32 protein-coding genes are annotated in these 25,312 nt (G+C 42.1%); 21 read left to right on the top strand and 11 right to left on the bottom strand.

Translation table 11 applies throughout. The annotated features are described in order from the left end of the window. The first annotated feature begins 81 nt into the window (after positions 1-81). The 8 genes from truB to IGI66_RS09035 all read left to right on the top strand — a co-directional run bounded on the left by truB (position 82) and on the right by IGI66_RS09035 (position 6,351). Positions 82-1,005 (top strand): tRNA pseudouridine(55) synthase TruB, encoded by a 924-nt coding sequence (gene truB, locus IGI66_RS09070; RefSeq protein ID WP_086303586.1) that lies wholly within the window; start codon positions 82-84, stop codon positions 1,003-1,005. Between the two features lie 3 nt (positions 1,006-1,008). Next, complete coding sequence (gene ribF / locus IGI66_RS09065; protein WP_010780376.1) at positions 1,009-1,953, top strand: riboflavin biosynthesis protein RibF; 945 nt, start codon at positions 1,009-1,011, stop codon at positions 1,951-1,953. A gap of 186 nt (positions 1,954-2,139) precedes the next feature. After that, on the top strand, positions 2,140-2,541 hold the full coding sequence (locus IGI66_RS09060) for a GNAT family N-acetyltransferase (protein WP_438848621.1): 402 nt from the start codon (positions 2,140-2,142) through the stop codon (positions 2,539-2,541). A gap of 67 nt (positions 2,542-2,608) precedes the next feature. Then, positions 2,609-3,331 carry an ABC transporter ATP-binding protein gene (locus tag IGI66_RS09055; RefSeq protein ID WP_114524616.1) on the top strand — a complete coding sequence of 241 codons (723 nt, stop codon included), beginning with the start codon at positions 2,609-2,611 and terminating at the stop codon, positions 3,329-3,331. Continuing rightward, on the top strand, positions 3,324-4,064 hold the full coding sequence (locus IGI66_RS09050; protein WP_438848619.1) for an ABC transporter permease: 741 nt from the start codon (positions 3,324-3,326) through the stop codon (positions 4,062-4,064). Before IGI66_RS09055 ends, IGI66_RS09050 begins: the two co-directional genes overlap by 8 nt. An 11-nt stretch (positions 4,065-4,075) precedes the next feature. After that, positions 4,076-4,906, top strand: coding sequence for a MerR family transcriptional regulator (locus IGI66_RS09045; protein ID WP_367378148.1), 831 nt, complete (start codon positions 4,076-4,078; stop codon positions 4,904-4,906). Positions 4,907-5,027: 121 nt separating this feature from the next. Next, the gene (locus IGI66_RS09040) at positions 5,028-5,216 is read left to right on the top strand and encodes a DUF6440 family protein (protein WP_010780378.1); all 189 of its coding nucleotides are present in this window, start codon (positions 5,028-5,030) and stop codon (positions 5,214-5,216) included. Between the two features lie 223 nt (positions 5,217-5,439). Next, positions 5,440-6,351: a helix-turn-helix domain-containing protein gene (locus IGI66_RS09035; RefSeq protein ID WP_438848616.1), complete on the top strand. Its 912-nt coding sequence runs from the start codon at positions 5,440-5,442 to the stop codon at positions 6,349-6,351. A 36-nt stretch (positions 6,352-6,387) separates the two neighbouring features. Here IGI66_RS09035 and IGI66_RS09030 read toward each other — a convergent pair whose 3' ends face one another. Further along, the gene (locus IGI66_RS09030; RefSeq protein WP_114524613.1) at positions 6,388-6,771 is read right to left on the bottom strand and encodes a hypothetical protein; all 384 of its coding nucleotides are present in this window, start codon (positions 6,769-6,771) and stop codon (positions 6,388-6,390) included. A gap of 337 nt (positions 6,772-7,108) precedes the next feature. On the opposite strand from IGI66_RS09030, the gene IGI66_RS09025 reads away from it, so the two are divergent. Next, entirely contained in the window at positions 7,109-8,275 is a 1,167-nt protein-coding gene (locus tag IGI66_RS09025) for a pyridoxal phosphate-dependent aminotransferase (RefSeq protein WP_438848614.1), read from the top strand. A 40-nt stretch (positions 8,276-8,315) separates the two neighbouring features. Here IGI66_RS09025 and IGI66_RS09020 read toward each other — a convergent pair whose 3' ends face one another. After that, a complete protein-coding gene (locus IGI66_RS09020) occupies positions 8,316-8,516 on the bottom strand; it encodes a hypothetical protein (RefSeq protein ID WP_010780382.1) in 201 nt (66 codons plus the stop codon). Positions 8,517-8,760: 244 nt separating this feature from the next. Here IGI66_RS09020 and IGI66_RS09015 point away from each other — a divergent pair, with 244 nt between their 5' ends. Then, complete coding sequence (locus tag IGI66_RS09015) at positions 8,761-9,633, top strand: phosphate ABC transporter substrate-binding protein PstS family protein (RefSeq protein WP_010780383.1); 873 nt, start codon at positions 8,761-8,763, stop codon at positions 9,631-9,633. Between the two features lie 150 nt (positions 9,634-9,783). On the opposite strand, the gene IGI66_RS09010 is transcribed toward IGI66_RS09015, so the two are convergent. Next, positions 9,784-11,520: an ATP-binding protein gene (locus IGI66_RS09010; RefSeq protein WP_438848611.1), complete on the bottom strand. Its 1,737-nt coding sequence runs from the start codon at positions 11,518-11,520 to the stop codon at positions 9,784-9,786. Continuing rightward, complete coding sequence (locus tag IGI66_RS09005) at positions 11,517-12,212, bottom strand: response regulator transcription factor (RefSeq protein ID WP_114524610.1); 696 nt, start codon at positions 12,210-12,212, stop codon at positions 11,517-11,519. The genes IGI66_RS09010 and IGI66_RS09005 overlap by 4 nt, the downstream gene beginning before the upstream one ends. 122 nt (positions 12,213-12,334) lie before the next feature. Between IGI66_RS09005 and IGI66_RS09000 the strand changes: the two genes are divergently transcribed. From IGI66_RS09000 to ffh, 3 genes are all read left to right on the top strand, one after another. Beyond that, the gene (locus IGI66_RS09000) at positions 12,335-12,796 is read left to right on the top strand and encodes a DUF523 domain-containing protein (RefSeq protein WP_114524609.1); all 462 of its coding nucleotides are present in this window, start codon (positions 12,335-12,337) and stop codon (positions 12,794-12,796) included. Then, positions 12,796-13,134 (top strand): putative DNA-binding protein, encoded by a 339-nt coding sequence (locus tag IGI66_RS08995; RefSeq protein ID WP_010780387.1) that lies wholly within the window; start codon positions 12,796-12,798, stop codon positions 13,132-13,134. The genes IGI66_RS09000 and IGI66_RS08995 overlap by 1 nt, the downstream gene beginning before the upstream one ends. A 129-nt stretch (positions 13,135-13,263) precedes the next feature. After that, positions 13,264-14,679 (top strand): signal recognition particle protein, encoded by a 1,416-nt coding sequence (gene ffh / locus IGI66_RS08990; protein ID WP_010780388.1) that lies wholly within the window; start codon positions 13,264-13,266, stop codon positions 14,677-14,679. A gap of 42 nt (positions 14,680-14,721) precedes the next feature. Here ffh and IGI66_RS08985 read toward each other — a convergent pair whose 3' ends face one another. Genes IGI66_RS08985 through IGI66_RS08970 form a run of 4 tightly spaced genes read right to left on the bottom strand, consistent with a single transcriptional unit; the run spans position 14,722 to position 17,778 of the window. Then, positions 14,722-15,327, bottom strand: coding sequence for a VanZ family protein (locus tag IGI66_RS08985; protein WP_438848608.1), 606 nt, complete (start codon positions 15,325-15,327; stop codon positions 14,722-14,724). Further along, on the bottom strand, positions 15,324-16,514 hold the full coding sequence (locus tag IGI66_RS08980) for an ABC transporter permease (protein ID WP_438848606.1): 1,191 nt from the start codon (positions 16,512-16,514) through the stop codon (positions 15,324-15,326). The genes IGI66_RS08985 and IGI66_RS08980 overlap by 4 nt, the downstream gene beginning before the upstream one ends. After that, a complete protein-coding gene (locus IGI66_RS08975) occupies positions 16,511-17,395 on the bottom strand; it encodes an ATP-binding cassette domain-containing protein (protein ID WP_438848605.1) in 885 nt (294 codons plus the stop codon). Before IGI66_RS08975 ends, IGI66_RS08980 begins: the two co-directional genes overlap by 4 nt. After that, positions 17,392-17,778 carry a GntR family transcriptional regulator gene (locus tag IGI66_RS08970; RefSeq protein ID WP_044926204.1) on the bottom strand — a complete coding sequence of 129 codons (387 nt, stop codon included), beginning with the start codon at positions 17,776-17,778 and terminating at the stop codon, positions 17,392-17,394. Before IGI66_RS08970 ends, IGI66_RS08975 begins: the two co-directional genes overlap by 4 nt. Positions 17,779-17,921: 143 nt before the next feature. On the opposite strand from IGI66_RS08970, the gene IGI66_RS08965 reads away from it, so the two are divergent. Then, positions 17,922-18,491, top strand: coding sequence for a DNA-3-methyladenine glycosylase I (locus tag IGI66_RS08965; protein WP_438848604.1), 570 nt, complete (start codon positions 17,922-17,924; stop codon positions 18,489-18,491). Positions 18,492-18,543: 52 nt separating this feature from the next. Next, on the top strand, positions 18,544-19,056 hold the full coding sequence (locus IGI66_RS08960; RefSeq protein WP_314578933.1) for a dihydrofolate reductase family protein: 513 nt from the start codon (positions 18,544-18,546) through the stop codon (positions 19,054-19,056). A gap of 106 nt (positions 19,057-19,162) precedes the next feature. Here the strand turns inward: IGI66_RS08960 and IGI66_RS08955 are convergent, their stop codons facing one another. Then, positions 19,163-19,810: a GNAT family N-acetyltransferase gene (locus IGI66_RS08955; protein WP_438848603.1), complete on the bottom strand. Its 648-nt coding sequence runs from the start codon at positions 19,808-19,810 to the stop codon at positions 19,163-19,165. A 121-nt stretch (positions 19,811-19,931) separates the two neighbouring features. Beyond that, positions 19,932-20,486, bottom strand: coding sequence for an NADPH-dependent FMN reductase (locus tag IGI66_RS08950; RefSeq protein WP_010780396.1), 555 nt, complete (start codon positions 20,484-20,486; stop codon positions 19,932-19,934). A gap of 191 nt (positions 20,487-20,677) precedes the next feature. Here IGI66_RS08950 and rpsP point away from each other — a divergent pair, with 191 nt between their 5' ends. The 6 genes from rpsP to rplS all read left to right on the top strand — a co-directional run bounded on the left by rpsP (position 20,678) and on the right by rplS (position 24,014). Further along, positions 20,678-20,953 carry a 30S ribosomal protein S16 gene (rpsP, locus tag IGI66_RS08945; protein ID WP_010740297.1) on the top strand — a complete coding sequence of 92 codons (276 nt, stop codon included), beginning with the start codon at positions 20,678-20,680 and terminating at the stop codon, positions 20,951-20,953. Between the two features lie 12 nt (positions 20,954-20,965). Next, on the top strand, positions 20,966-21,211 hold the full coding sequence (locus tag IGI66_RS08940) for a KH domain-containing protein (RefSeq protein ID WP_086303600.1): 246 nt from the start codon (positions 20,966-20,968) through the stop codon (positions 21,209-21,211). Positions 21,212-21,287: 76 nt separating this feature from the next. Continuing rightward, positions 21,288-22,124: a membrane lipoprotein lipid attachment site-containing protein gene (locus IGI66_RS08935; protein WP_438848601.1), complete on the top strand. Its 837-nt coding sequence runs from the start codon at positions 21,288-21,290 to the stop codon at positions 22,122-22,124. Positions 22,125-22,147: 23 nt separating this feature from the next. Beyond that, positions 22,148-22,672, top strand: a complete 525-nt coding sequence (rimM, locus tag IGI66_RS08930) for a ribosome maturation factor RimM (RefSeq protein WP_114524603.1) — start codon at positions 22,148-22,150, stop codon at positions 22,670-22,672. After that, positions 22,662-23,396, top strand: a complete 735-nt coding sequence (trmD, locus tag IGI66_RS08925) for a tRNA (guanosine(37)-N1)-methyltransferase TrmD (protein ID WP_010780400.1) — start codon at positions 22,662-22,664, stop codon at positions 23,394-23,396. The genes rimM and trmD overlap by 11 nt, the downstream gene beginning before the upstream one ends. Positions 23,397-23,666: 270 nt before the next feature. Continuing rightward, positions 23,667-24,014, top strand: coding sequence for a 50S ribosomal protein L19 (gene rplS, locus IGI66_RS08920; protein ID WP_010740291.1), 348 nt, complete (start codon positions 23,667-23,669; stop codon positions 24,012-24,014). Between the two features lie 133 nt (positions 24,015-24,147). Here rplS and IGI66_RS08915 read toward each other — a convergent pair whose 3' ends face one another. Further along, a complete protein-coding gene (locus tag IGI66_RS08915) occupies positions 24,148-25,272 on the bottom strand; it encodes a tyrosine-type recombinase/integrase (RefSeq protein ID WP_438848599.1) in 1,125 nt (374 codons plus the stop codon). Between the last annotated feature and the right edge of the window lie 40 nt (positions 25,273-25,312).

Here is a 25,312-nt window from a genome sequence, read left to right as displayed (position 1 = left end):
CTGCGGTCACGACTTGCCAATTCTGAGATCAGCTATGCTATAATGGGAACGTTGATTATAGAAGGAAATGAGGAAACAGCGATGGACGGTATTTTACCGTTATGGAAAGAGCGCGGTATGACGAGTCATGACTGTGTCTTTAAATTAAGAAAAATCTTACAAACAAAAAAAGTCGGTCATGGAGGAACATTAGATCCTGACGTGGATGGTGTCCTGCCGATCTGTATTGGAAAAGGAACGAAGGTAATCGAATACCTGCAAGACAGCGGAAAGATTTATGAGGGAGAAATTACTCTAGGCTTTTCCACTACTACGGAGGATCGCAGTGGCGAAATCGTAGAGAAAAAAGCGGTAGAGGCTCCGTTGACCGCTGAGGAAATCGATCAAATGATGGCGACTTTTATCGGTACCATCACACAAATACCGCCAATGTATTCTGCCGTCAAAGTCAATGGGAAACGCTTGTACGAGTATGCTCGCGCAGGCGAAGCTGTAGAGCGTCCAACACGTGAAGCGGTCATCGACCAGTTTCAGCGAACGACCACGCCAGTATACGATGCCGAGAACCACACGCAAAGCTGGCGCTTCCAAGTGACCTGCGGGAAAGGGACCTACGTGCGGACTCTGGCTGTCGATCTTGGTTCAAATCTTGGATACCCGGCACATATGTCTGACCTGACTCGGCTAGCGAGCGGCGGATTTTCAGCAGGACAGGCAGTCACATTGGCAAAAGTCAGTGAACTGATGGAAGAGGGACGCATTGATCAGGCCTTGCAGCCGATCGAAGAGGCGATGAAAGACTTTCCTCGAATTGACTTGAGCGACGAGGCGTGGCAAAAAGTGAAAAACGGGCAGGTCTTGCCTTTAAAAGCATTCGGCTTAAAAAGCATGCCCGATGAGCTGATCGCTTTTTTCTATCGAAATCAATTAGTTAGTTTATATAAACAGCATCCAGAAAAAGCAGGGCTTTTAAAGCCAAGTAAAGTGATTCGAAATGAGGTATAGCACATGGAAATCGTAAAGCTGCGTCATCCGTATAAACCAGAAGAAATTCCCGCGGGAGACTGCGTATTGGTACTGGGTTTTTTTGATGGCGTGCATAAAGGACATCAAGAAGTCATCAATAGAGGAAAACAAATCGCGCAGGAAAGACAATTGAAGCTTGCTGTAATGACCTTCAATCAGCATCCTGCGGTCGTATTCCAACAGGTTCAAAGCAAGCCGATCCAATACCTTTCTACATTGAAGCAAAAGGAAAAGCGGATGGCGAAATTAGGCGTGGACGTATTGTATGAGGTAGCCTTCACCTCGTCATTTGCAGCTTTGAAGCCGCAAGCATTTGTGGATCAATACATTGTAGGGCTCCACGCGAAAGTAGCTGTTTCAGGCTTTGATTATAATTTTGGGAAAGATCAAACAGCGGATGCCAAAAACTTGCCTAAATATGCGAAGGATCGGTTTGATTCTATTATTGTGGCTAAAAAAACCGAAGAAAATGAATCAGAAAAAATCAGCTCTTCGCGGATTCGACGCTTGCTTTCTGAAGGGCGTCTAGATGAAGCGAATCATTTATTGGGCTACGTGTATGAAACGACAGGAACGGTGATACACGGAGAAGCACGCGGCAGAACGTTAGGCTATCCTACAGCGAATATCCAGGTTCCAGAGGATATGAAGCTGCCAAAGGAAGGTGTCTATGTGAACCAGATCAAAGTCGGCGAACAGTGGTATCCGGCAATGGGGTCTATCGGACACAACGATACCTTCGGGACCAACCGGATGCTGACAGTTGAGATCAATATTTTGGATTTTAACGAAGATATTTACGGGGAAAAGGTCGTTGTTCGCTGGTACCATATGCTGCGGGGACAAGTGGCCTTTGAATCAGCAGAAGGTCTGATTCGTCAGTTGGAGCAAGATGAACAAGCGACCAGAGACTATTTTGAACATTGAACAGGGGGTCAACTGTAAAGTATTTTTGACTAACACTTACTATATGTAAAGCCAAACACCTTTTTACTTTTCAAATGGAAAGTAAAAGGGCGTTTGGCTTTTTACTTGGAAAATCAGATACTTTTGACTTCGGGGTATCCTGAAGACGAGAGAATTTGATATCATAAAATAAAAAGGAGTGTTTCGATGGAAAATCGGTGGTATATCCGCGCGTATCAGAAAGCGGATGAGGAGGCGCTTTTCTCAATGATGAAAAGAGAGGCCGATTGGGAGGCGTATTGCTTTGGCGAGGGAAGAAAAAAGTATACACGGGCGTTGCAGACTTCTTTGACCTATCTTCTTTTTGAGGAAGAAAAACTTTGCGGCTATGCACGGTGTCGGGAGGATGATGGGTTTGGCGTGTATGTTTATGATCTGCTGGTTGACGCCTCCTGCCGAGGGAAAAACTTTGGGCGCTATTTAATGGAGCAAGTGTGCAAAGAGTATCCAGAGCAAACGGTCTATGTCATGAGCGATGTCGATCCGTATTATGAAAAGCAAGGCTATCAAAAAGAAGGAACGATCTTTATAGTTACACCCCGTGAATAATTTTTTTACGCCTCTTGACCCTCCCTTAACAGGAGACATTATGCTGTTAAGGAAGGGGGAGATCACAATGGAAAATGTTATTGTCGCAGAAGGATTAACAAAAGAAATCAAAGGAAAGACACTTATTGATCACCTGTCATTTGCCGTCAAACAAGGAGAGGTTTTTGGTCTATTGGGACCAAACGGAGCGGGGAAGACGACGACTATCGAAACGCTGTTAGGAATAAAGCGGCCAGATCAAGGGTCCGCTAATATTTTAGGCTTGGACCCGCGAAGCCGCCGTCGTCAAGTATTCGAAAAGGTCGGTGTGCAATTGCAATCTTCAAGCTATCAAACGTCTATTCGGGTCGGTGAATTGTGCCAAGAGCTTGCGAGTTTGTATCAGCAGCCCCGGGACTATCGCGCATTGCTTCGGCTATTCAAATTAGAATCCTTTGAAACGCAATTTGTCGAGAAATTATCTGGCGGGGAAAAGCAAAAGCTCTCCATCTTGTTGGCGCTGATTCCTGATCCAGAGATTATTTTTTTAGATGAACTGACGACAGGACTAGATACTGAAGCCCGCAGAAATGTTTGGCAAACACTATTGGCACTTAAAGAAACAAAGTTGACGATTTTTTTGACGACCCATTATATGGAGGAGGCCGAGATTCTTTGCGATCGTATCTACATGATCAAGGGAGGCCGTCTTGTGGTGGAGGGAACTGTCCCAGAGCTGCTGACAGAGAGTTCACAGAACAATTTAGAGGATGCGTATCTTTGGTATGTGGGGGAGGAAAACAATGAATAAGATCATTCGTTTGACCAAAATCGAAGGACGGTTAGCGATTCGTTCGATCGATGGCGTGCTTTTCGGGATCGTGATGCCTTTGGGTGTATTGTTGTTAACAACGATGATCGCTGGAAACCAACAGGCGGGAGATACCGCGTATACGTTTTTAGACAGCAGCTTCAGCTCCCTTCTGGTCGTAGGTATCTGCGCCACCGCCTTCATGGGAATCCCCTTAACGATCTGTGATTATCGGGACAAAAAAATCCTCAAGCATTTCTTTGTGACCCCTGCATCGCCCGGACATTTGATTGCCGCGCAGGTACTTGTAGCGATGTTGACTGCGCTGGTGTCTGCGGGATTGCTGATCTTTGTTGCGACGTTTTTTCTCGACTATCGCATGCAGGGGAGCTGGGGATGGTTGATCGCCAGTTATTTTCTGGTGATGCTGTCGATGTATAGTTTGGGATTACTGATTGCCAGCTTATGTAAGAATTTGAAAATCGCCAATCTGGTTTGTAGTCTAGTATATTTTCCCATGCTGTTTTTATCTGGGGCGGTGATTCCCTTTGAACTGTTTCCTAAAGGAATGCAACGGGCGGCGAATGTTCTGCCTCTGACGCAAGGCGTCCAATTATTGAAAAGTGTGAGCTTGAATCAGCCGATAGGAAATCCGAGAGTTGTCCTGATCCTTCTGGTGGTCATTACAATAGTAGGGTTTGGTTTCGCTGTAAAACTATTTCGTTGGGAGTAAAGGAGGTCGTTATGGAAAAAGTATGTGAAAAAATAGAAGAAAGACTTTATCGAATCGGTTTATTTTCTAAAATGAACCAAGTCACGATCAAAACGCTGCGCTATTATGATGAGGTGGGGGTATTACATCCTTGCTTCATTGATCCAGACAATGGGTATCGCTACTATCGCTCTAGCCAAATAGAACCGCTGCATCGGCTGCTGGCACTCCGAAGAATCGGCTATAGCATCGAAGAAATCAAGCGTGCTCAAGATGGGGAAAGCGAACAGCAGATCCTGCAACGTAAAAAGCAGCAACTACTGCAAGAAATCGCGGAACGAATGTCGATGCTCTCTCAAATCGAGGGGTATTTGCAGCAGACAGAAGAGAGCTACCACATGGTGATCAAAAAAATACCCGCAGTGATCGTCGCTTCGATGCGAAAAGTCGTTCCTAACTTTGATGTTCTTTTCGGGATGATCCCTGAAATGGGTGTCGAGATGGAGAAGGCAGGATGTGTCTGCGCACTCCCCGAATACTGCTTCAATATTTACCATGACAATGAATATAAGGAAGAAACTATCGATGTCGAAATTTGCGAAGCAGTAACTGAAATGAAAGAAACACGAGGCGATCTTCACTTCAAGCAGATCGAAGAAGTACCTGAGGCTGTCTGCACGATGCATAAGGGCAGCTACGCCTCTATCCCTAAAGCTTATGCCGCAACAATAAAATTCATTGAAGCAAACGGGTATGAGATCGCAGGTCCTGTTCGAGAAAATTATATTGATGGCATTTGGAACAAAGACAGTGAGTCTGAATGGCTGACGGAAGTTCAGATTCCTGTAAAGAAAATCGACTAAATAAATCACTTTTTTCACTATCTTTACAAATGCGATGGCGATGAACAATTGTTTGTCGCCATTTTTCATGGTAATCTGGCCTTGTTTATAACGTTTTATAACACAAAAGGAGGAGTAAGAAATGGCAAAGGATCGTTTTGTAAAGGTTTATTCTCAAGGGAAATTGGATGCACTCACAATTTTTGTTGATCGGGAGACAGGTGTGAATTACCTATTCAATAAGGTAGGGTACGCTGGTGGTTTAACGCCCTTGCTAGATCAAGAGGGCAAGCCAGTAATCACTGCAATCAATGAAGTAGAAAAGCAATAGAGAGCACTGGGGAACAAGCCCGGGCGTCATTCTTATGCTAGACTTTTAATAGAAAGATAAAACGGTCCGTCATGACAAGGAACCTGAATAAGAATGTCTCTTCAAGGTTTCCTGATTGTATGGAAACAAGATCGCTTAAAAGTTTGAGTCATTTTTTGATAGGAAGAGAGTCATTGGATATGTGCCGGTACTTGAAATCTTTTTATGACAAGGAGGAATGAAGATGCACGCTTGGGAAGCTATTCAAAAATCAGTGGATCATATTGAAGACCATATCAAAGAAGACGTAACGATCGAAGAATTGGCACAAGTGTCTTATTTATCGATGTATTATTTTCAAAAATTGTTTAACCGCTTAGTCGGAAAAACGGTACATGAATACATCAAGGCACGAAGAGTCGCAAAGGCAAAACCGCTCTTAAAGGAAACGAATAGGCGAATTGCTGATATTGCTCTTGAGTATGGGTTCAATAGTCACGAGACATTTACACGAGCCTTCAAAGAGCTGTACGGGGTAACACCTGAAGCCTATCGTAAGAACAAATTGTTACTAACGGACTTTTTGAAGCCGGATCTCTCGATTCATTATACAGTGGTCGATGAACATGTTCCGCTGATGGTGGATGACATGGTATTGGAAATCACGCAACGGCAGATCGATGAACAGGAATACTACACAGGGGTATCGAAGCAGGTCGATTCGAAAGAGATGACTCAGGTGGGTGTCAATACGCTGATCGAATTATGGGATGCCTTTCACGAGAAGAAGGCATCAATCCCCAACTTAGTTTCAGAGGGCGTAGAGATTGATTATTTTACCTCCGATACTACACCCGGGAAGGTTCGGTATTTTGTGGGCGGCAGATCGGATAGTAGCAGGATCGATGCCTTCCATTTACTTAGTATAGAGCCGGGCACTTATTATGTATGTGTTTTCGAAGCCGAAAACTTTAAATATTTAGTAGAAGATGCGCTGTATAAGGCAAACCGATATTTCTTTGATACATGGCTCAAAAAACAGGGGATCGAGATGGAGGACATGGAGCCTTTCTTGATTCAAAAATATATAAATGTGACGGATGAACCAAAAATCGAAATCTGGATCAAACCGACAAAAACATCAGCAAAGGACTAACAAAAACCTTCGGATCTTTTTAATGATCCGAAGGTTTTATTGTCTTTTTTCTTTGCTTAATGAGACGGATTGTTCCTTTTGAAGGATATAACCCCAGAAGATCCCCGTCAATTGCGTGATCAAAAAAAGAGCGATCAGCGGGATTGCGGTGGTGAAGGGCGATGAGGAATGGTAAAGGCTGATTAGCGGACTCTTAAAAAGAATCAAGCCGCAGCTCAATAGAATATTGATGATATTGCCGAAAATCAATAGCGTAAGCTGCTGTGTTAGTTTTGCATAAAAGCCAACCGCTACTGTGAGCAATAGGAACAAAAAGATTCCTACGATTGAGTCAAATAAATAATCTATAGCCAATGACAAATGGGTGTAAGGAATCAGGTAAAACAAAAAGGGTAGGCGCATAACGAGTTTCTTCTGCATCACATCCAGCCTCCATAAAACTCTTAATATGGTTATTTTATGACTGATAAATGGTCAATTCAATGAAGATTTGGAAATTAGCATAAATTATGAAAGTTATTTTATGTGGCTATCAATAAACCGTTACCTATTTAGAAGAGAACTCTCGCCTTTATTAAATGAATCGTTTTCTTCGCAGACAGAATAAAGAATCCTTCCCGCTTACAGATCGCAAATAGAACAAACGATTAGAGTTGAAAAGAGCTTCCCCTTTGGCAGTACGGGAAAAGAGTTAAGAAATATTTTTTCTTTACTATCTGAGTGATTGTGATAATATGATTAGAAATGGAGGGGTTATATGAATAAATTGCAAGATCGATTTAACAAAAATGTGTATGAAATTGCCGTCTCTTTGATTCGTCAATTTGATGAGAAAGTGTCGGGAATTCCGAATATGCTGAAGCTCACACTGGGAGAACCGGATTTCAACACCCCTGAGCATGTAAAAAAAGCAGGGCAGCAAGCGATTAAAGACAATTTCAGTCATTATACCGGGATGTCCGGGTTGATCGATGTTCGGGAAGCAGCGAGCCGCTTCATGTCTGAAAAATACACGGTCCATTACGAACCAACAACAGAAGTTCTAGTAACGGTGGGAGCGACAGAAGCATTATCCGCTAGTCTGCTGTCGATCTTAGAAGCCGGCGACAAAGTATTGCTGCCTGCACCCACTTACCCTGGCTACGAGCCGCTGATTCTATTAGCAGGGGCAGAACCTGTCTATATTGACACGCGGGAAACCGGATTTGTTCTCACACCGGAGCAGATCGATCGGGCGATGGAGGAGCACGGCGACAAAGTCAAGGCCATCATCATTACGTCACCATCCAATCCAACGGGGGTTGCGTACAATGAAGCAGAAGTATCGGCACTGAGCGAAACATTGAAAAAATATCCGATTTTTGTCATCAGTGATGAAATCTATAGTGAATTGAATTACGAAGCAGCACACGTTTCATTTGGGAAATACTTGCGGGACCAAACGATTTTGATCAATGGTCTTTCAAAATCACACGCCATGACTGGCTGGAGAATTGGTTTTATCTTCGCTCCGGCAGAGCTGGTTGAGCAGATCATCAAAGTTCATCAATATTTAGTTACGGCCGCTTCGACGATCTCGCAAAAAGCAGCCGTCCGAGCCCTAGTTCAGGGGATCTCAGATGCTGAAGTGATGAGAGAAGAGTACCGTGAACGCCGTGATTTTGTTTATCAAGCTATGACGAAATTAGGCTTTGAGGTCGCTCGTCCTTCAGGTGCCTTCTATATCTTTGCCAAGATTCCTGCGGGACAGCAACAGGATTCCATGGCGTTTTGCGTAGAACTAGCAGAAAAAAATCAACTTGCGATCATTCCAGGGATTGCTTTTGGACCAGAGGGCGAGGGCTATGTCCGAATCAGTTATGCCGCTTCAATGGAAACCTTGGTGGAGGCCATGAATCGCTTAGCTGCCTATATCGAAAAATAAAAAGAACGATCAAATCTGAAAAAGATTTGATCGTTTCTTTTTATTTGTTCAAGTAATTGAATAATCCGCTGATCGTTTTGTCTTCTAAGCTGATTTCTTTTCCATCGACTGTTGCTTCCACAACATGATAATAGTCAGGAAGATCAGGCACTTCTTTTAATTGAGCAGCCACAAAATCATTGGCACTGGCATAGGTTTTTTCTTTTTTTGCATCGTTCATTTCATAAGTAATCACTAACATTGTTTTCGCTTCTCTCATGTGTAATTTTCATTGCAAAGTTATTGTACACCAAAGCTAATATAAAGTAAGTTATTTTGTCTTTACCTAATATTTACAGTTCTTTACGGATCATTTACATCTCTTCAACAAGATATTTACGTTCCATTGGTAAAGTAATCATGTACTAAAGATAAGGAATACGACGCAGTCAAACCGGTCGGTTTCTTAAAAAGGAATGCAGTATCTATTATAAGGAGTGTACAGGATGAAAAAAATTATTTTGGCATTGGCTTTTTCAGGAATTCTATTAGCTGGGTGTGGAACCAGCAATGCAACGAAGGATTCTAGTTCAACAAAAGAGGAGACAGCGAAAATTACCGCGGTGGGCTCGACGGCATTACAACCGTTAGTCGACGCGGCTCAAGAAAGCTATACTCAAAATCACCCCAATGTTCAAATTTCTGTTCAAGGCGGCGGCAGCGGGACTGGATTGAGCCAAGTTGAAAGCGGCTCAGTAGAAATCGGAAATTCAGACGTGTTCGCTGAAGAAAAAGACGGTGTCGATGCAAGCAAACTTGTCGACCACAAAGTAGCGGTCGTTGGTTTTGTGCCAGTCGTTAACAAAGATGTAGGCGTGAAAAACGTGACGAAGCAGCAATTGATCGATATCTTCACAGGAAAAATAAAAAATTGGAACGAACTTGGCGGAAAAGATGAAACCATCCAAGTAGTGAACCGTGCATCAGGCAGTGGTACTCGTGCCACTTTTGAAAAATGGGGCTTAGACGGAAAAGAACCGATTCAGTCACAAGAACAGGATTCATCGGGAACGGTGAAAAAAATCGTGGCGCAAACACCCGGTTCAATCAGTTATCTTGCCTTATCATACGTAGATGACAGCTTACAAGCGTTAGAATTAGACGGTGTCACAGCGAATGAGAAAAACATCACCACGAACAAATGGCCAATCTGGTCTTACGAACACATGTATACAAAAGGAAAACCTGAAAAAGCATTAGCAGATTTCTTGAAATACATGACTAGCGATGAGGTTCAATCAGGTCCAGTCAAAGAATTAGGTTACCTGCCAATTACTTCAATGAAGGTAGAACGTACTTCAGACGGCACAGTCAAATAATTCTCTTTCTAAGAGTGAGAGAGCAAGCAGTACCCCTTCCCCTAAATAATTGCTATGAAAAGAAAAACGCCTATTTACTTTCTTTATTGAAAGTAAATGGGCGTTTCGCTTTTCATTTGTAAAGTGAGCAGCAATAATTCTTTTCACGTGTTACTTATTAGGAAGCGTAATCGTGAAGGTCGAGCCAAGTTTCGGGTGGCTTTCTACGGCGACTGTGCCACCAAGGATCTCGCTGTACTCTTTGACGATGGCTAACCCTAATCCAGTGCCGCCGGAGTTTCTGGCGCGCGCCTTATCTACCCGATAAAAGCGTTCGAAAATACGTTTTTGATCGTCTTTTGACATGCCGATGCCGTGGTCAGTGACCGTTAGGACCAACTCATCTGCTAGACGATAGCTTAGCGTGATGTCACTATTTTCTGGTGAATACTGCACCGCATTTTCTAACAGATTTTTGATGATCGGTTGGAAGAAGGTCAAGCGTGTCTGGTAGAAGCAATTCTCCGCGCCGTCAATCGTTACGGTGATCTGTTTGTTCTTCAAAAGATGCTGATACAACCCAATTTGCTGTTGTAAGAAATAATGAAGCTCGATCGTTTGGCGATCCTCTGACAAGTCTTCGCTGTCCTTAGATAATTCAATAATGTCTTGGATCAATCGCTGCAAACGTTTCGCATCATTTTGCATGATGGTTAAAAATTCTTCGGTTAATTCAGGGTCGTCCTTCGCCCCATCCAATAATGTTTCCGTAAAACCTAATAAAGAAGTTACAGGTGTTTTTAACTCATGAGAAACATTTCCGACAAAATCGCGTTGAATTTTTTCCAAACGTCGAACATGGGTCAAATCATAGACGGTTCCCATGATTTGGTCGCCTTTGATCTCATTTTCAATGTAGCGCAAGCGGATATCCAAGTTCATCGAGGTAGGCAGCTTTGCGGAAATTTCTTGATGTACCTGGTTTTTATCCACCAACACCTGTTGGATCAATTGGATAAAGCGATTGTCTTCAATGACTTGCCAATAATAATGGTGGGCAGCACCGCCAATCTGCAATAATTCCTCCATCGCCGGATTCACCATGACAAAACGGCCGTCCATATCAATAATAAAGACACCGATCGTCAACTCATGGAAGAGGGTAGAAAATTGCTCCTCTGTAGAGGTATAAGCTGCATAGGTTTCATTCAATTGTTCACTGATCTGATTGACTGTCACATAAAGTTCTTGCCATTGTGTCGAATTCTGCATCACGTAGTTGCTCTTTTCAGGCTCCTTCAGCATACGTTGTAAAACAGGCAGCACCGTTTCGATCGGACGGTTGCGTTGATAGATCAGGTAGCAAATGATCAAATAAATAAAAACATAAAATAAAAGCAAGATAATAAAAATCGTACGCTGAAAATTGCGTGTTTTCGGTTGAAAAGCGGAGGTTCGTTTTGCGACCCGTAGGATTCCGACGGTTTGATTTTCCGAACGAATTGGCTGTGCAGTATAAAGCAATTCTGTTTTTAACGTCGTACTGTAGCGAACGGAAGAACCGACAGCGTTGCTGTTTAAAACAATTTTTACCTCTGGACGATTCTCACGGCTTCCTGAAAGAGTAGGTTCCGTACTGTCAAAAAGGATTTTTCCTTGCGCATCGAGTAAGGTAATTCGATCGTGGGCTTCCTTAGAGAATGTTTCAATGGCTGCCCGATTTGTCTCAGAATCCAGCTGATTCAAATCCAACCGATGGATGATCAATTCACCATTGCTCGTCAGAAATTCTTCCTGCTGCTCCAGCAATTCCTTGGTGTAAAAATGATTGGCTAATTTCCAACTGCCGAAAAAGAGCAGGCACAGAAGGACTAACGGGACAAAATAGTCAAGGTATTTCCGCTTCATTGGACGGGCACCTGGAACTTGTACCCGAACCCACGAACCGTTTGCAAGTATTGAGGATGCTTCGGATCGACCTCGATTTTTTCTCGCAGATGCGACACATGGACATCGACGATTCGGCTTTGACCAGAAAAATCATATTGCCAAATTCTGTCCAACAGTGTGTCACGGTCAATGACCCGCTCCTTGCGCTTCATAAAATAGACCAGCAGTTCAAATTCCTTAGGCGTCAATTCGATTTTCGTACCTCGTACAGTGACTTGATAATTTGAAAGATCGGCCTTGATTTCACCAGCGGTCAAAAATTCGTGTTCCTCCTTTTCTTGACGCGGTTCGACGCGGCGAAAGATCGCCTTCATGCGAGCCAATACTTCACGTGGAGAAAAGGGTTTGGTCAAATAATCATCTGCGCCGATCTCTAATCCAAGAATTCGATCAATAGCGTCATCTTTGGCAGTCAGCATCAAAATGGGGGTGTCGATCTTTTCCTGCCGTAATTTTTTGGCGATTTCCAACCCATCCATTGAGGGGAGCATCACGTCCAAAATAATAAAATCAAATTTTTCATTCAAGGCCAGCTCATAACCGTCTTTTCCATCCTCAGCGGTGGTTACCCCATAGCCTTCTTTTTCCAGATTGAAGCTCAATAACTTTACGATTGAAGGTTCATCGTCTACGACTAGTACACGTTTCATAAGTGTCTCCTTTTTTTAAAAACTTTTCATTTGTGAAAGACTATTTCCACACCTGAATAAATGGTATAATGGGAAGGCAGTTTTGTCACCTATTATCTATTAATTTGATGGGAGAATCAATGATGTTAGGTATAAGCGCTTGTTTAGGCGGCGTAGCTTGTCGTTATGACGGCGGATCGAATGAGATCACGGCGTTAAAAAACTTTGTTGAAACAGGGCAAGCAGTCCTGATTTGTCCAGAAGTTCTAGGTGGTTTGCCTACACCCCGTTGTCCGGCTGAGATACAAGGCGGCGATGGCTTTGCTGTGTGGCAAGGGCAGGCGAAAGTTTACGATACTGAGGGGACCGACCTGACGGAAGCCTTTAAACAAGGAGCCATCACCGCTTTTGAAGAACTAAAGAAGTTGCAAATCACGGCATTGGTGCTAAAAGAAAGAAGTCCTTCTTGCGGCAGTCGTTTGATCTACGATGGCAGTTTTTCCGGCAATCGGATCGAGGGTGTCGGTGTGGCAACAGCGTATTTTATCCAACAAGGATTACCCGTTTATTCTGAAGAAAATTGGCAAGAAATGAGGATGACGTAATGGAGATCGAAAAAACGAATCGCATGAACGCGTTATTTGAATTCTACGCGACGCTTTTGACTGAAAAGCAGATGAATTATATGGAATTGTATTACGCCGACGATTTTTCACTAGGTGAGATCGCCGAGGAATATCAGGTGAGTCGACAGGCGGTTTATGATAATATCAAAAGAACAGAAAAAATCTTGGAAGATTACGAGCGTAAATTGCATTTGTTTTCTGATTATATCGTCAGAGAAGAGCAGTTAGACAAATTGGAAGTGTATGTGACGGAGCATTATCCAAAGGATGAGTTTTTAGCCGAAGCAATCACAGGCTTGCAAGATTTAGATGAATAGAAGTGTCTCTCGTTTTTAGGTTGGAGCACTGATCGAATGAGTTATCCGAATAAAAAGATGAGCAGAAGACGCAGACAAGAAATTTCTTGAGGGAAATGTGTATTTTAAGAGGAGAAAGGAAAATCATTAATGGCATTTGAAAGTTTAACGCAGCGCTTGCAAGCTGCGATGGGAAAACTACGTAAAAAAGGAAAAATCACAGAAGCTGACGTAACCGAAATGATGCGTGAGATTCGTTTGGCGTTATTAGAAGCCGACGTTAACTTGCAAGTAGTGAAGCAGTTTACGAAAGAAGTGCGGACGCGTGCGTTAGGAGCGGAAGTATTAGACAGCTTATCGCCCGCGCAGCAAATCGTCAAAATCGTGGACGAAGAATTAACGAAGACTTTAGGATCAGAAGCCGTTGGTATTGAAAAATCACCGAAGATCCCAACTGTGATCATGATGGCCGGTCTGCAAGGGGCAGGGAAAACGACCTTTGCCGGAAAACTAGCCAATCAACTGATCAAAAATGAAAAAGCGCGTCCGTTGATGATCGCAGGAGATATCTATCGACCAGCCGCGATCGACCAATTAAAAGTATTGGGTCAACAATTAAATGTTCCAGTCTTTGATATGGGGACGGATGTGAGCCCTGTCGAGATCGTACGCCAAGGGATGGAACAAGCCCGTGAAAACAAAAACGATTATGTGTTGATCGATACGGCCGGTCGTCTGCATATTGATGAAGCACTGATGGATGAATTAAAACAAATCAAAGAAATCGCGCAGCCGAATGAAATTCTTTTAGTTGTCGATGCCATGACCGGACAAGATGCGGTTAACGTGGCCCAAAGCTTTAACGAACAACTAGGAATCACCGGGGTCGTTATTACGAAGTTGGACGGCGATACTCGTGGTGGTGCGGCGCTATCGATTCGTGCAGTCACAGGCGCACCGATCAAATTCATCGGGTCTGGTGAAAAGCTGACGGATCTAGAAGTCTTCCATCCAGATCGGATGTCTAGTCGAATCTTGGGTATGGGGGATATGCTGACTCTGATCGAGAAGGCCCAACAAGATTACGATGAGAAAAAAGCCGAAGAATTGGCTCGGAAGATGAAGGAAAATACCTTCGACTTCAATGACTTTATTGAACAATTGGATCAAGTAATGGGTATGGGACCTATTGAAGACTTGTTGAAGATGATCCCCGGCATGAGTCAAATGCCCGGTATCGAAAACATCAAAGTAGACCCGAAGGATGTAGAGCGTAAAAAGGCAATGGTATATTCAATGACCCTTGCTGAACGAGAAAATCCTGATTTGTTGAACCCAAGCCGCCGTCGCAGAATCGCTGCTGGTTCAGGAAACTCCGTTGTGGAAGTCAACCGGATGATCAAGCAATTTAAAGAATCGCGGAAAATGATGCAGCAAATGAGTAAAGGCAGTATGCCAGCCGGAATGGATCAAATGTTCGGCTCCGGGATCAAAGGCAAGATGGGTAAAATGGCGATGAATCGCATGGTCAAGAAAAACAAAAAGAAAAAGAAAAAACGTAAATAATAAAAATAGCGTCTGTCTCAAAAAATGAGGCAGACGCTATTTTTATAAGAAGAAACGCCAATGATAAAGGAAGAATACGCCAGCAAGACTAAGAAGTACATAGATCAATGGTTCTTGTCGTGGGAACGAATGGATTTCCTTCGGCATTTTTTTGACCAGAAGCTGGTAAATTTTCCAGAGTAGGAAGCCCAGCAAAGCTCCTAGCGTATTCATTAATAAATCATCAATATCGGTTGCTCGTCGATTAAACAATTGAAGAAACTCGATCAACAACGAAAACTCAAAACCTAAAAGAACAGTGCCCGATAGCTTACGAGACTGTTTCCAAATTAGAGGCACTAAAAACCCAAAAGGCATGAACATGACGATATTCAAGATGTTCTGTATGCCGAATCCAGATGAGAAAGGAAGGACGTTTATTTCTCCTGGTCGGATCACTTCCGGGTAGCTAAGGAGATCTTCGAGTGTACCGATGCCTGTAACGGATACGACTAAATAGAGATAGAAGATAAATGTCCAACGCCAAATCATAGATGTTAGTAGAATGCTTTCTTGCTTCCGCCTCAAAATAAAATATTGATAGATCAGACAGGGAAGGAAGACACAGGCAATTTGATACATAGGAAATAGGATAGCCAAGTCACTCACCCCTTTCGATGAGCGACTTTTTCAAGAGTCTTCACTGAACGACTCGTCACTTCTTGGAAAAAGACGACCAATGCACAAATACAGCCGACGATAAGAAAGACTAGGATGTTTGACACGATTGGAAGCATGATTGAATTTTCAATATGATTGATTCGATTGTTCAAATAGATGATCCAGGGATTAAAGACATTGAGACTAAGAATGAAAGAGGTAAATAGTGTCATTATTGCCCAAATCGGCCAGCGAGATTCCTTGTGAAGCAAGTAAGCATTGTCGTTTTCCAAAGATAAGGTCTGATATTTTCGATAAGCCCAAAGCAGCAAAAGAAATCCAAGAGCGATCATCATCAGATTTACCAACAGATCACCGCCAGTTTTTCCAACAGAATCGACAAAAAGAGTTCTTGGAAGCGGATCGTCAAAGGTGCCCCGCCAAAGTGTTAGGATGTCACCAAAAGAGTAAATGGCATTTGGCAACCAGCTTCTTAAAAATAGAAAGACAACAAATGTCAATGGCCCGAAAAACGCATTCCCCACCATTGAGCCGATAAAGGCACTCGCACAAAACAAAAAGAATAGTAAAGAAAAATTGCTAAGGACGGATGTAAATAATTGTCCCAGCGTGGCATTCATATAAGGCGCTGGAATCAATGTATGGATCAGTAGCGCGTATAGAAACTGACCAACCAGTGTGGCTAGCAGAAAAGGCGCGGCGACAAACTGTATTTTTTTTCGGAATAAGTCCTTGCGGGACGTTCCTAATGAAAAAAGAAATTGGTTGAAGTCGGTTTTTTGATCGACAAAGAAAAGCAAGAAGCCCATCAATGGAACGATCAGCAACAGAGCGCTATTGAAATAGGTGGCAAAGTTTGATTGATAGGGAACGATCTTAGAATAGTCGGAAGCGGTGACTATTTTCGGATACGATTCATACGACCGATAAAAAATCAGTTGCGCATTTTGATATTCCTTATAAGAAGAAAAAGGAACGTTGTCCTCCTTCTCATCGTCCCAATAGGTGATCTCATGACGATGCTTCTCAAAATTTTCTTTTCCGTGGGGATCATTGTAGACACTTTTCCACTGATTGTTTTCAATCACTACGTTAAAAACGCCAACGCCGATCACTAGCAAACACGCAGCAAGCAATACTTTTTTATAGCGCTCCGCAAAAATAGAACGAATCATTTCAATAGCCCCTTTCTACGTGGTTTTAAATTTGCTTCGAAAAGATCTTCCAAGGTCAAAGGCAGCTCCTCGTATACAAGAGGGTCCTGTTCCTTGATTGCCTCTTCAAGTTCTATTGAAAAGTCCTCAAAGACGACAGTGACGACGCGTCCTTGAAAATCGATCAGCTTAGAATGCTCCTTTACTATAGAAGGAACTTTTTTTGTTCTGAACACTAGCTGAAGCTTCTTGGCTTTTTGCCGCATGTCTTCTAAACGATAATCTTTAATGATCGAATGCTCTTTTAAAAGGAGGACACGATCGATCAAGCTTTCCAACTCTAATAAATTATGAGAAGAAATCAACGCGGTGCGGGAATGCTCACTTAAATGTTCCATCAGCAAACCGATGATTTCTTTTTTTACAATAATATCCAAGCCATCAAAGGGTTCATCTAGTAATAAATAGTGTGCATTTGAACTCACAGCTAAAATGATCTGATACAAGGCTTGCTGCCCTTTAGAAAGCTGCCGATAGTTTTTGGATAAGACAAAGGTGTGCTTGTTCACCAGCTCTGTAAATAATGCTGTATCAAAGTTCGGATATGCCAATTGATAAAAGGTTAAAATTTTTCTAAGAGAATACGTACGTAGAAAATTTTCTTTTTCATCAATGAAAAAAAGTTCTTGCTTCATTTCTGGATGTTCAAAAATGGAGCGCTGGTCAATGGTAATATCGCCGGCATCTGGAAGATAGTGCCCAGCCATCACACGTAAAAGGGTCGTCTTTCCAGAGCCGTTGCGACCAACAAGTCCTACGATTTCATGTTTAGCTAATTCAAGCGTAATATTTTTTAAAACCACACGCTGATCCATTTCTTTATTTATATTCTCGATTATCAAGATGACGAACCTCCTAAGCTTTCTTCTGATTCTTTGACCCAGTGTATTAACTCTTCTTGCGAGATCTGTAAATGACGGGCTTCGATGATGAGTTCATTCAGTGTCTGCTTCAGCTCTTGGACACGAAGCTCATCACGGGGACTTTCTTCGATGGCACGAACAAATGTCCCTTTGCCTTTGACTGTGACAAGGACGCGTTCATTTTCTAAGACTTTATAGGCTTTACTAATGGTATTTGGATTCATCAATAGCTGCTTCGCCATTTCTCGAACAGAAGGAATTTTGTCTCCGGGCTGTAAGATTCCGTGTAAAATATCTTCCTTGATCCCTAAAACCAGCTGCTCATAGTAAGCGCGGCTGCTATTCTTATCAATACGCACCATTTTATCACCACTTTCATATAGGGCGTCTTCGTGTGTACTAGTATACATAGTACACTAATAATAAGCAATGACTTTTTTTGAGTTTCTGCTATACTAAAGGGGAGCGTATGTTCGCGTTAAAATAAAAAGTAGGAGTGAGGACGATGTATCGATGTCAATGGTCTGGAAATAATGAAAATATGCAGGTGTATCACGACACAGTGTGGGGTGTGCCAGAATATGAGGATCAGCGCCTTTTTCGCAAATTGATTTTAGACATGAATCAAGCAGGATTGAGTTGGCAAACGATTTTGAACAAAATGGAAAATTTTGATCAAGCCTATGATCAGTTCGATATTGAAAAAGTAGCACGTTATGATGAAGAAAAAGTGGCATCACTGATGCAAGATGCAGGAATCATTCGCAATCGTCGGAAAATAGAAGCGGCGATCATCAATGCACAGAAAGTATTGGAGATGCAGGCAGAAGGCCTGAGCTTTTCTGATTATTTGTGGGGCTTCGTCGATCACCAAGTCGTTGATAATAAAATCAGCGTAGTGTCAGAAATACCTGCTAAAACCGAATTGTCCGATACGATCGCAAAGGACTTGAAAAAAAGAGGGTTCAAATTCGTCGGAAGTACGACGATCTATGCCTTTTTGCAAGCAGTGGGAATCGTTAATGACCATGAAACGGCTTGTTTCCGCTATCAGGAGCTAAGCAAGAAAGTGTAACTACGCGACGCTGATTGGTACAATGAGGAGACAAAAGAGAAGAGGTGCAGTCGTGGCAAGAGTAGTATTTTACGGAGCGATCAGTTTAGATGGCTACCTAGCAGATAAGGAAGATAGACTCGAATGGTTGTACCACCAAGAAGGCGGGGAACACATTCCCTATGATTCCTTCTATCAGACGGTGGACTATACGATGATGGGCCGCCGAACCTATGACGTGGTAAAGCGCGATGCCGAAATGGAAACCATTTACCCGGAGAAAGAGAATTATATTTTTAGTCATTCAAAAATCAGCGTGGACGATAACATGCAGGTAGTCGATGAAGATCCTGTAGCCTTTATCCAAAATCTCCCAGCAGATAAAACCGTTTGGGTCGTTGGCGGCGGTGCGTTGTTGCAGCCGGTGATCGAAGCAGGTCTCATTGATGAATGGTGGATTCAGATCGTACCGATTCTACTTGGTGAAGGCATTCCGTTGTTTTTACCGCAAACGAATCAGCAAAAACTGCGTCTGATTGAAACAGAGCAGTTTGGTCAATTTGCGCAATTGCACTTAAAGAAATAAGAAATGGTCGGTAGACAATTACCGCCAAGAAAAAAAGCCGAACGATTCTCTACTATCCTTTTGCATAGTAAGAGGTCGCTTCGGCTTTTTTCTAACGGAAAATTTCTCAATAGACTTTTTCGTCACGCTCATTTACAGCAGCTTCAAATGCTGCTTGGTGAGGGAGAACCCGTTTTTCTTTTTCAGGGAATGTTTGATCGTAGGCTGCTAGGCCATCCGGATCAGGATACATTCCTTCTGAGAAAATTATGGTGCCATGCACGTGATCAAGTGCGCCTTCTTTTAAAGGAAGAGCCATAATCCCGGTGTAAAACTGTCCATCGGGCATAGAAATGTTGTATTTCTTTGATCCAACAAAACCATAGGGGTGGTAGTGGTAAGGAAAGCCGGCAATAACGATTGCCTCATACCCAAGATTTTTTGCCTCAGCGATGGCGTGCTCAATCAGCATACGACCATAGCCTTGCCGATGATACTCAGGTGCGATACTGACTGGACCAAAGGAAATCACCGGATAGTTTGTACCAGTCTCATCAACGACTTTTGCCTTGCTGAAAAAAATGCTGCCAATGATTTTTTCATCTATCTCAATGACAAAGGTCAGTTCTGGAATAAAATCCGAGTGCTTGCGGAGCATGTGAGCAATGTAGTGTTCCTCAGCGCCGGGGACATATAAGTTCCAAAAAGCCTCCCGTGTGATTTCTTCTACGATTCGATAATCCTTTTCTTCCTCTAATCGGATAGTGACAGTCAAAATATTTCCTCCAATCTCTTTTCTAACTTTAGTATAGCATGGCAGACGTCCTATAAAGAGTAAAAAAACGACTGCAACATTCATTCAATAATGAAAGCTGCAGTCGTTGTTGTTACGAATTCTATTTAACCAACTTGTTAAAGAATTCGATGTATTTATCTGTAATTGTCTTGAAGAATTCTACCGTTCCATCAGCGATATGACCATCGTTATCAACTAAGTTCATAATGCCGCCAATGTAGGCTTCAGGTTGCTGCAACGTTGGAACATCCAAGAAAACTAATGATTGACGTAAGGCATGGTTTGCACCGAATCCACCAGGGCCGCCAGGAGATACTGTTACTACTAGACCAGGCTTGCCGCCCCAAACACTGCTGCCCATTGGACGAGAGCCAACATCTAGCGCATTTTTCAATGCTGCTGGAACTGAACGGTTGTATTCAGGTGTGACAAAGAATAATCCATCGACTTCGCCAACTTCTTTACGGAAACGATCCCAGGCTTCAGGAACCGCCCCTTCAACTTCAAGATCTTCATTGTAGAAAGGCAGGTCATCGATCTTAATGAAGGTTGATTCAAACCCTTCAGGTAATAATTCTGCAAATTTTTTCGCAACCATTTTGTTGTAAGAATCTTTACGCAGGCTGCCGACTAAAATACCAATTTTTTTTGTCATGATAATTCCTCCTCATTCGATATAGCATTACATTTGTTATCGTATGAACCTATCTTACAAAAAATAAGTAAAAGGTGCAAAAGATATGCTTTGAAAGAAAAATTAGACTGTAAAGAAAAAACTCTTTACAGCTACTCAAAAGCGTGTTAGACTACATCTTGTGATTAATTATATGGAGGTGTAGTTATACAATGGCAGTTAAAATTCGCTTGAAACGTATGGGTTCTAAAAAGAAACCTTTCTACCGTATCGTTGTTGCTGATTCTCGTTCTCCTCGTGATGGACGTTTTATCGAAACTGTGGGTACTTACAATCCTTTGAAAAACCCAGCAGAAGTCGTATTAAAAGAAGAAGATGTTTTAAACTGGTTACAAAAAGGTGCACAACCTTCTGATACAGTTCGTAACATTCTTTCTAAAGAAGGCATCATGCAAAAACACCACGACGCTAAATTCGCTAAGAAGTAAGGAGGGTCAATCATGCAAGATTTAACGAACCTTGTGTTGACCATTGTTCACCCTTTGGTGACAAAACCTGATGAAGTGAAGTTAGAGATCGAGGAGTCTAAAGATTTCTTGGAGTACAACTTAACAGTTGCACCTGAGGACATTGGCAGAATCATCGGAAAACAAGGCCGAGTAGCCAAAGCGATCCGCACGATCGTGTACAGCGTTCGGACGAATGGCCCGAAAAAAGTTCGTCTCAACATCGTGGATGGTAAATAAAGTTAGAACACTCGAGTCAGTTTGATTCGAGTGTTTTTTTGTTAAAAGTACGGTAAAATTAGGGTGGAGGTGTTTCATGATGAAAAAATTTTTGTTCTTGTTTAGCGCGCTATTTGTTTTAGCAGCCTGTAATTCAGGAAATAATGATTCAAACGATAGCACCACGAAATCGACTGCCACAGCAACTACAAAAAGCAGCACATCACATTCGACAGCAAGTAGCTCAAGTACGAGTAACCAGTCGTCGGCCAATTCAACGACAAAGACACAAGCTAGTTCAACAAAAACGGATTCGTCTCACAGCGATCATGCGATGTCTGCACTAGATGAATTGAAGGCCAATTATCCTAACGATCGTTTTCCTGATCCTGCCTCTTTTAGTGGAGAGAAGCCCGTCGGTATTATGGCTTCTGAGGAGCAAGGGACTTTGAAGGTGACGTATTATGCCGTTGCTGAGGAGACGCCTTTTAATGATCCCGCTTTAAGTGGACAAACGCCCATCGCACAATTCCAACGCCATACGTTTGATTCAAAAGAAACGGCACAAAATGAAGTTGGTCAGACCTATGACCCGAACGGACAGCAAGTCGATCTTGGTCATAGCATCACAGGATACCAAAGTGCCGGTGCTGGTTCTGTCTATTTAGGCTGGAAGGAAGGCAACTGGAGCCTGACTGTACGCGGAAATAATTTGGAACAAGAAGATCCTGTTCCATTGGCAAAACAAACAGTGGACTATTTAGAAGGGGCATTCTTACCGGTCCCTCATGACGCAGGGCAAATCACCTTAAGAGTATCACCCGGGGAGTTTCAAACAAATACAGTCGTTTGGCAGAATAACCAGACTGTCTATACGATCATGAACGGTGATGCAATGACTAGTTTGAAAATGGCTGTATCAATGGCAAAATAGATAAAACAGAAAGAGGAAACTACGTGACTAATTATTATAAAGTTGGAAAAATCGTCAATACACATGGCATCCGCGGAGAAGTCCGGGTCATTTCTACGACAGACTTTACGGAAGAACGGTATCAAGTCGGAGAAACGCTTTACTTGTTCCGTGACGGCCAAGATGTTCTGACCCTGACGATCGCCAGCTATCGCAGACACAAGAATTTTGATTTATTGAGCTTTGAAGGGTACCCAAATATCAATGATGTCGAAGCTTTTCGTGACGGTATTTTAAAAATCTCTGAGAAACAGCTAGGGGCACTCAACGAACACGAATATTATTATCATGAGATCATCGGATTAACGGTCGTAGATGATGAAGAGAATGAAATTGGTAAAATCACCGAGATTTTATCTCCTGGCGCAAACGACGTATGGGTAGTCAAACGCAAAGGGCAAAAAGATGCGTTGATTCCCTACATTGAATCCGTGGTAAAAGACATTGATCTCACTGAAGGTGTCGTGCACGTCGAGATCCCAGAAGGGTTGTTGGACGATGCGAATTGATGTCTTAACACTTTTTCCAAAAATGATCGAAGAACCTTTAGGTGAATCAATCATTGGGAAAGCTGTTGAAAAAGAGTTATTAGAGATCAATGTTCATGATTTTCGCCAATACTCAGATAATAAACACAAACAAGTGGATGATTATCCTTATGGTGGCGGAGCAGGAATGCTTTTGAAAGTCCAACCGATTTACGAGAATCTAAAAGCGATCGAGGAAGAGTCAGGAAATCAAAAGAAACGCGTGATTTTACTTGATCCAGCGGGAAAACCCTTCAATCAAAAAATGGCAGAGGAATTTTCTCAGGAAGAGCAGCTCGTGTTTATTTGTGGACACTATGAAGGCTATGATGAACGGATTCGGTCACTGGTGACAGATGAAGTCTCACTAGGAGATTATGTTCTGACTGGCGGTGAACTTGGGGCAATGGTCATGATCGATGCCACGGTACGCCTCTTGCCAGATGTCTTAGGAAATCAAACATCTGCAAAAACAGATTCGCATTCGACTGGACTGTTGGAGCATCCGCAATACACACGTCCCGCGGAATTTGAGGGGATGGGCGTGCCAGAGGTTCTGATGAATGGCAACCATCGTTTGATCGAGGAATGGCAATTGAAGGAGTCTTTACGACGGACGTATTTGCGCCGACCAGATATGCTGGAAAAAGTAACTCTGACACCAGAAATGGAAACATTTTTAGCAGAAATTAAACAAGAAGAATAATTTCTGGGGAAGCCTTTTAGAAATAAGAGGCTTCCTTTTTTGACCTATAGCACTAAGAATGAGAAGCGCGGGAAGTTCCTCGTTTCTATGCCATCGAATCATGTAGCCATGTATACTGCTCAAAATTAAAGTTCCTCTGACAAGAATTTTGTCTTTACAGATAGAACTTCCTCTGTTAGAATATTTAGGTGAGTGTAAAACTCATCTATTATACGATGTTCCGCTGGGGCTTCTGTCCTAAGAATGTTTGGAATAAGGAGAATGATAAATATGAATCCATTGATTCAAGAACTAACTCAAGAACAATTACGTACTGATATCCCAGCATTCCGTCCTGGGGACACTGTTCGTGTTCACGCGAAAGTTGTCGAAGGAACTCGCGAACGTATCCAGTTATTCGAAGGCGTTGTAATCAAACGTCGTGGAGCTGGCATCAGCGAAACTTACACTGTACGTAAAATCTCTAACGGTGTTGGTGTGGAACGTACGTACCCACTACACACACCACGTGTTGCGAAAATCGAAGTTGTTCGTTACGGTAAAGTGCGTCGTGCAAAACTTTACTACCTACGTGCATTACACGGAAAAGCAGCTCGTATCAAAGAAATCCGTCGTTAATAATTTGTTATTCGACAACCTTAAGTCCCTGTTATCAGGGGCTTTTTTATTTTTATATAGTTATATAAAAGAGCAATTAGAAAGGCTTCTTTTAGTGGAAAATTGATAAAAGGGGCAGAAAAGGGGCAAGCTATTATAGAAGTTCCAAGTCGCTTTGCAGTTTTTCTCGCATTCCCTGTGTTACGTGTAGATAAATTTGTTGTGTAATTTTGCTATCTTCGTGTCCAACTCTATCTTGAATTACATACATTGGTGTTCCGATTTCTGCTAATTTTGAAATATGAGTATGTCTAAAAATATGTGAACTGAGATTTTTTTCTTCTGGTATATCCATCTGATTTCGATGTGCTTTTAAATATGAGTTTAGAGCGGTAATCAATATTGGGGTGCCTTTTGATGTCTGGAAAAGAAAGTCGCCAGTCGGATTTAATTCTAAAAGCCTCAAATATATTTCAATTGTTTTTGATGATAGATCGATAGTTCTCATCCCTGCTGCCGTCTTGGTTCTATTAGACTTAATCACTTCAGTTATTTTGCGTTCCCTATAAAGTAAAGTACCATTTATTTTCGCAGTTTTTTCTTCTAAATCAATATCATCTTTCATCAAAGCGGTCGCTTCTCCTGGTCGCATACCAGTCAAATACAGCCATTGGAAAAGTAGACAATATCGCTCATTGTGAGTCAATGTAAAGTTGACAATTGATTCGTATTCATTATCCTCTAAATACTTATCCTTGATTTTCGCTGTCTTAAATTCCTTCTTATAGTCAATTTGTACTTTATCCATAGGATTGACAGTAATGTAGCTTTTTCTGACAGCATATTTCAAAACTAGATTAATCTTAGTTTTTATAATTGCGACATACTTGTTAGACAAGTTTTTATCATAAAGATAGCTATCAAGTATTTCATTAATTAATGTGCTATCAATCTTCGAAACTAGAGTATCATCACCTATATCATGCTTCACTGCGTTCATAAGGTTATTTGTAGACATGTACGTACTTTCAGCCACTTGCTTTTTATAGCGATTGAACCATTCATCATATAGATCAATGAATTTAATTTCTTTTGATTTCGATTTTATTTCTCTTATTTTAGTGGCAATCTTGTTATTGAGAATATAACTTGCTTCTTTTTGTGTTTGTCTTGTTTTGTTTGGTTTAATGACAGATACACGCTTTAATTTCCCTGTAAGAGGGTCTTCGTATCGTTCAATATATTTGTATTTTCCTTTTGGTGTTTTTTCTATCCACATGTTTATTCAACTCCTATTTTTTGATATAATAGGCACAGTT

It is taken from the genome of Enterococcus sp. AZ048, assembly GCF_051715125.1.
Classification (GTDB): Bacteria; Bacillota; Bacilli; order Lactobacillales; family Enterococcaceae; genus Enterococcus_A; species Enterococcus_A gilvus.
Note: the sequence above shows the minus strand (reverse complement) of the source record. Positions and strands in the feature narration are given on the sequence as shown.

Bases quoted from the DNA above. Each gene is read 5' to 3' on its own strand.
- truB (WP_086303586.1), top strand. From the start codon at position 82: ATGGACGGTATTTTACCGTTATGGAAAGAGCGCGGTATGACGAGTCAT.
- ribF (WP_010780376.1), top strand. From the start codon at position 1,009: ATGGAAATCGTAAAGCTGCGTCATCCGTATAAACCAGAAGAAATTCCC.
- IGI66_RS09060 (WP_438848621.1), top strand. From the start codon at position 2,140: ATGGAAAATCGGTGGTATATCCGCGCGTATCAGAAAGCGGATGAGGAG.
- IGI66_RS09055 (WP_114524616.1), top strand. From the start codon at position 2,609: ATGGAAAATGTTATTGTCGCAGAAGGATTAACAAAAGAAATCAAAGGA.
- IGI66_RS09050 (WP_438848619.1), top strand. From the start codon at position 3,324: ATGAATAAGATCATTCGTTTGACCAAAATCGAAGGACGGTTAGCGATT.
- IGI66_RS09045 (WP_367378148.1), top strand. From the start codon at position 4,076: ATGGAAAAAGTATGTGAAAAAATAGAAGAAAGACTTTATCGAATCGGT.
- IGI66_RS09040 (WP_010780378.1), top strand. From the start codon at position 5,028: ATGGCAAAGGATCGTTTTGTAAAGGTTTATTCTCAAGGGAAATTGGAT.
- IGI66_RS09035 (WP_438848616.1), top strand. From the start codon at position 5,440: ATGCACGCTTGGGAAGCTATTCAAAAATCAGTGGATCATATTGAAGAC.
- IGI66_RS09030 (WP_114524613.1), bottom strand. From the start codon at position 6,771: ATGCAGAAGAAACTCGTTATGCGCCTACCCTTTTTGTTTTACCTGATT.
- IGI66_RS09025 (WP_438848614.1), top strand. From the start codon at position 7,109: ATGAATAAATTGCAAGATCGATTTAACAAAAATGTGTATGAAATTGCC.
- IGI66_RS09020 (WP_010780382.1), bottom strand. From the start codon at position 8,516: ATGTTAGTGATTACTTATGAAATGAACGATGCAAAAAAAGAAAAAACC.
- IGI66_RS09015 (WP_010780383.1), top strand. From the start codon at position 8,761: ATGAAAAAAATTATTTTGGCATTGGCTTTTTCAGGAATTCTATTAGCT.
- IGI66_RS09010 (WP_438848611.1), bottom strand. From the start codon at position 11,520: ATGAAGCGGAAATACCTTGACTATTTTGTCCCGTTAGTCCTTCTGTGC.
- IGI66_RS09005 (WP_114524610.1), bottom strand. From the start codon at position 12,212: ATGAAACGTGTACTAGTCGTAGACGATGAACCTTCAATCGTAAAGTTA.
- IGI66_RS09000 (WP_114524609.1), top strand. From the start codon at position 12,335: ATGTTAGGTATAAGCGCTTGTTTAGGCGGCGTAGCTTGTCGTTATGAC.
- IGI66_RS08995 (WP_010780387.1), top strand. From the start codon at position 12,796: ATGGAGATCGAAAAAACGAATCGCATGAACGCGTTATTTGAATTCTAC.
- ffh (WP_010780388.1), top strand. From the start codon at position 13,264: ATGGCATTTGAAAGTTTAACGCAGCGCTTGCAAGCTGCGATGGGAAAA.
- IGI66_RS08980 (WP_438848606.1), bottom strand. From the start codon at position 16,514: ATGATTCGTTCTATTTTTGCGGAGCGCTATAAAAAAGTATTGCTTGCT.
- IGI66_RS08970 (WP_044926204.1), bottom strand. From the start codon at position 17,778: ATGGTGCGTATTGATAAGAATAGCAGCCGCGCTTACTATGAGCAGCTG.
- IGI66_RS08965 (WP_438848604.1), top strand. From the start codon at position 17,922: ATGTATCGATGTCAATGGTCTGGAAATAATGAAAATATGCAGGTGTAT.
- IGI66_RS08950 (WP_010780396.1), bottom strand. From the start codon at position 20,486: ATGACAAAAAAAATTGGTATTTTAGTCGGCAGCCTGCGTAAAGATTCT.
- rpsP (WP_010740297.1), top strand. From the start codon at position 20,678: ATGGCAGTTAAAATTCGCTTGAAACGTATGGGTTCTAAAAAGAAACCT.
- IGI66_RS08940 (WP_086303600.1), top strand. From the start codon at position 20,966: ATGCAAGATTTAACGAACCTTGTGTTGACCATTGTTCACCCTTTGGTG.
- IGI66_RS08935 (WP_438848601.1), top strand. From the start codon at position 21,288: ATGATGAAAAAATTTTTGTTCTTGTTTAGCGCGCTATTTGTTTTAGCA.
- trmD (WP_010780400.1), top strand. From the start codon at position 22,662: ATGCGAATTGATGTCTTAACACTTTTTCCAAAAATGATCGAAGAACCT.
- rplS (WP_010740291.1), top strand. From the start codon at position 23,667: ATGAATCCATTGATTCAAGAACTAACTCAAGAACAATTACGTACTGAT.
- IGI66_RS08915 (WP_438848599.1), bottom strand. From the start codon at position 25,272: ATGTGGATAGAAAAAACACCAAAAGGAAAATACAAATATATTGAACGA.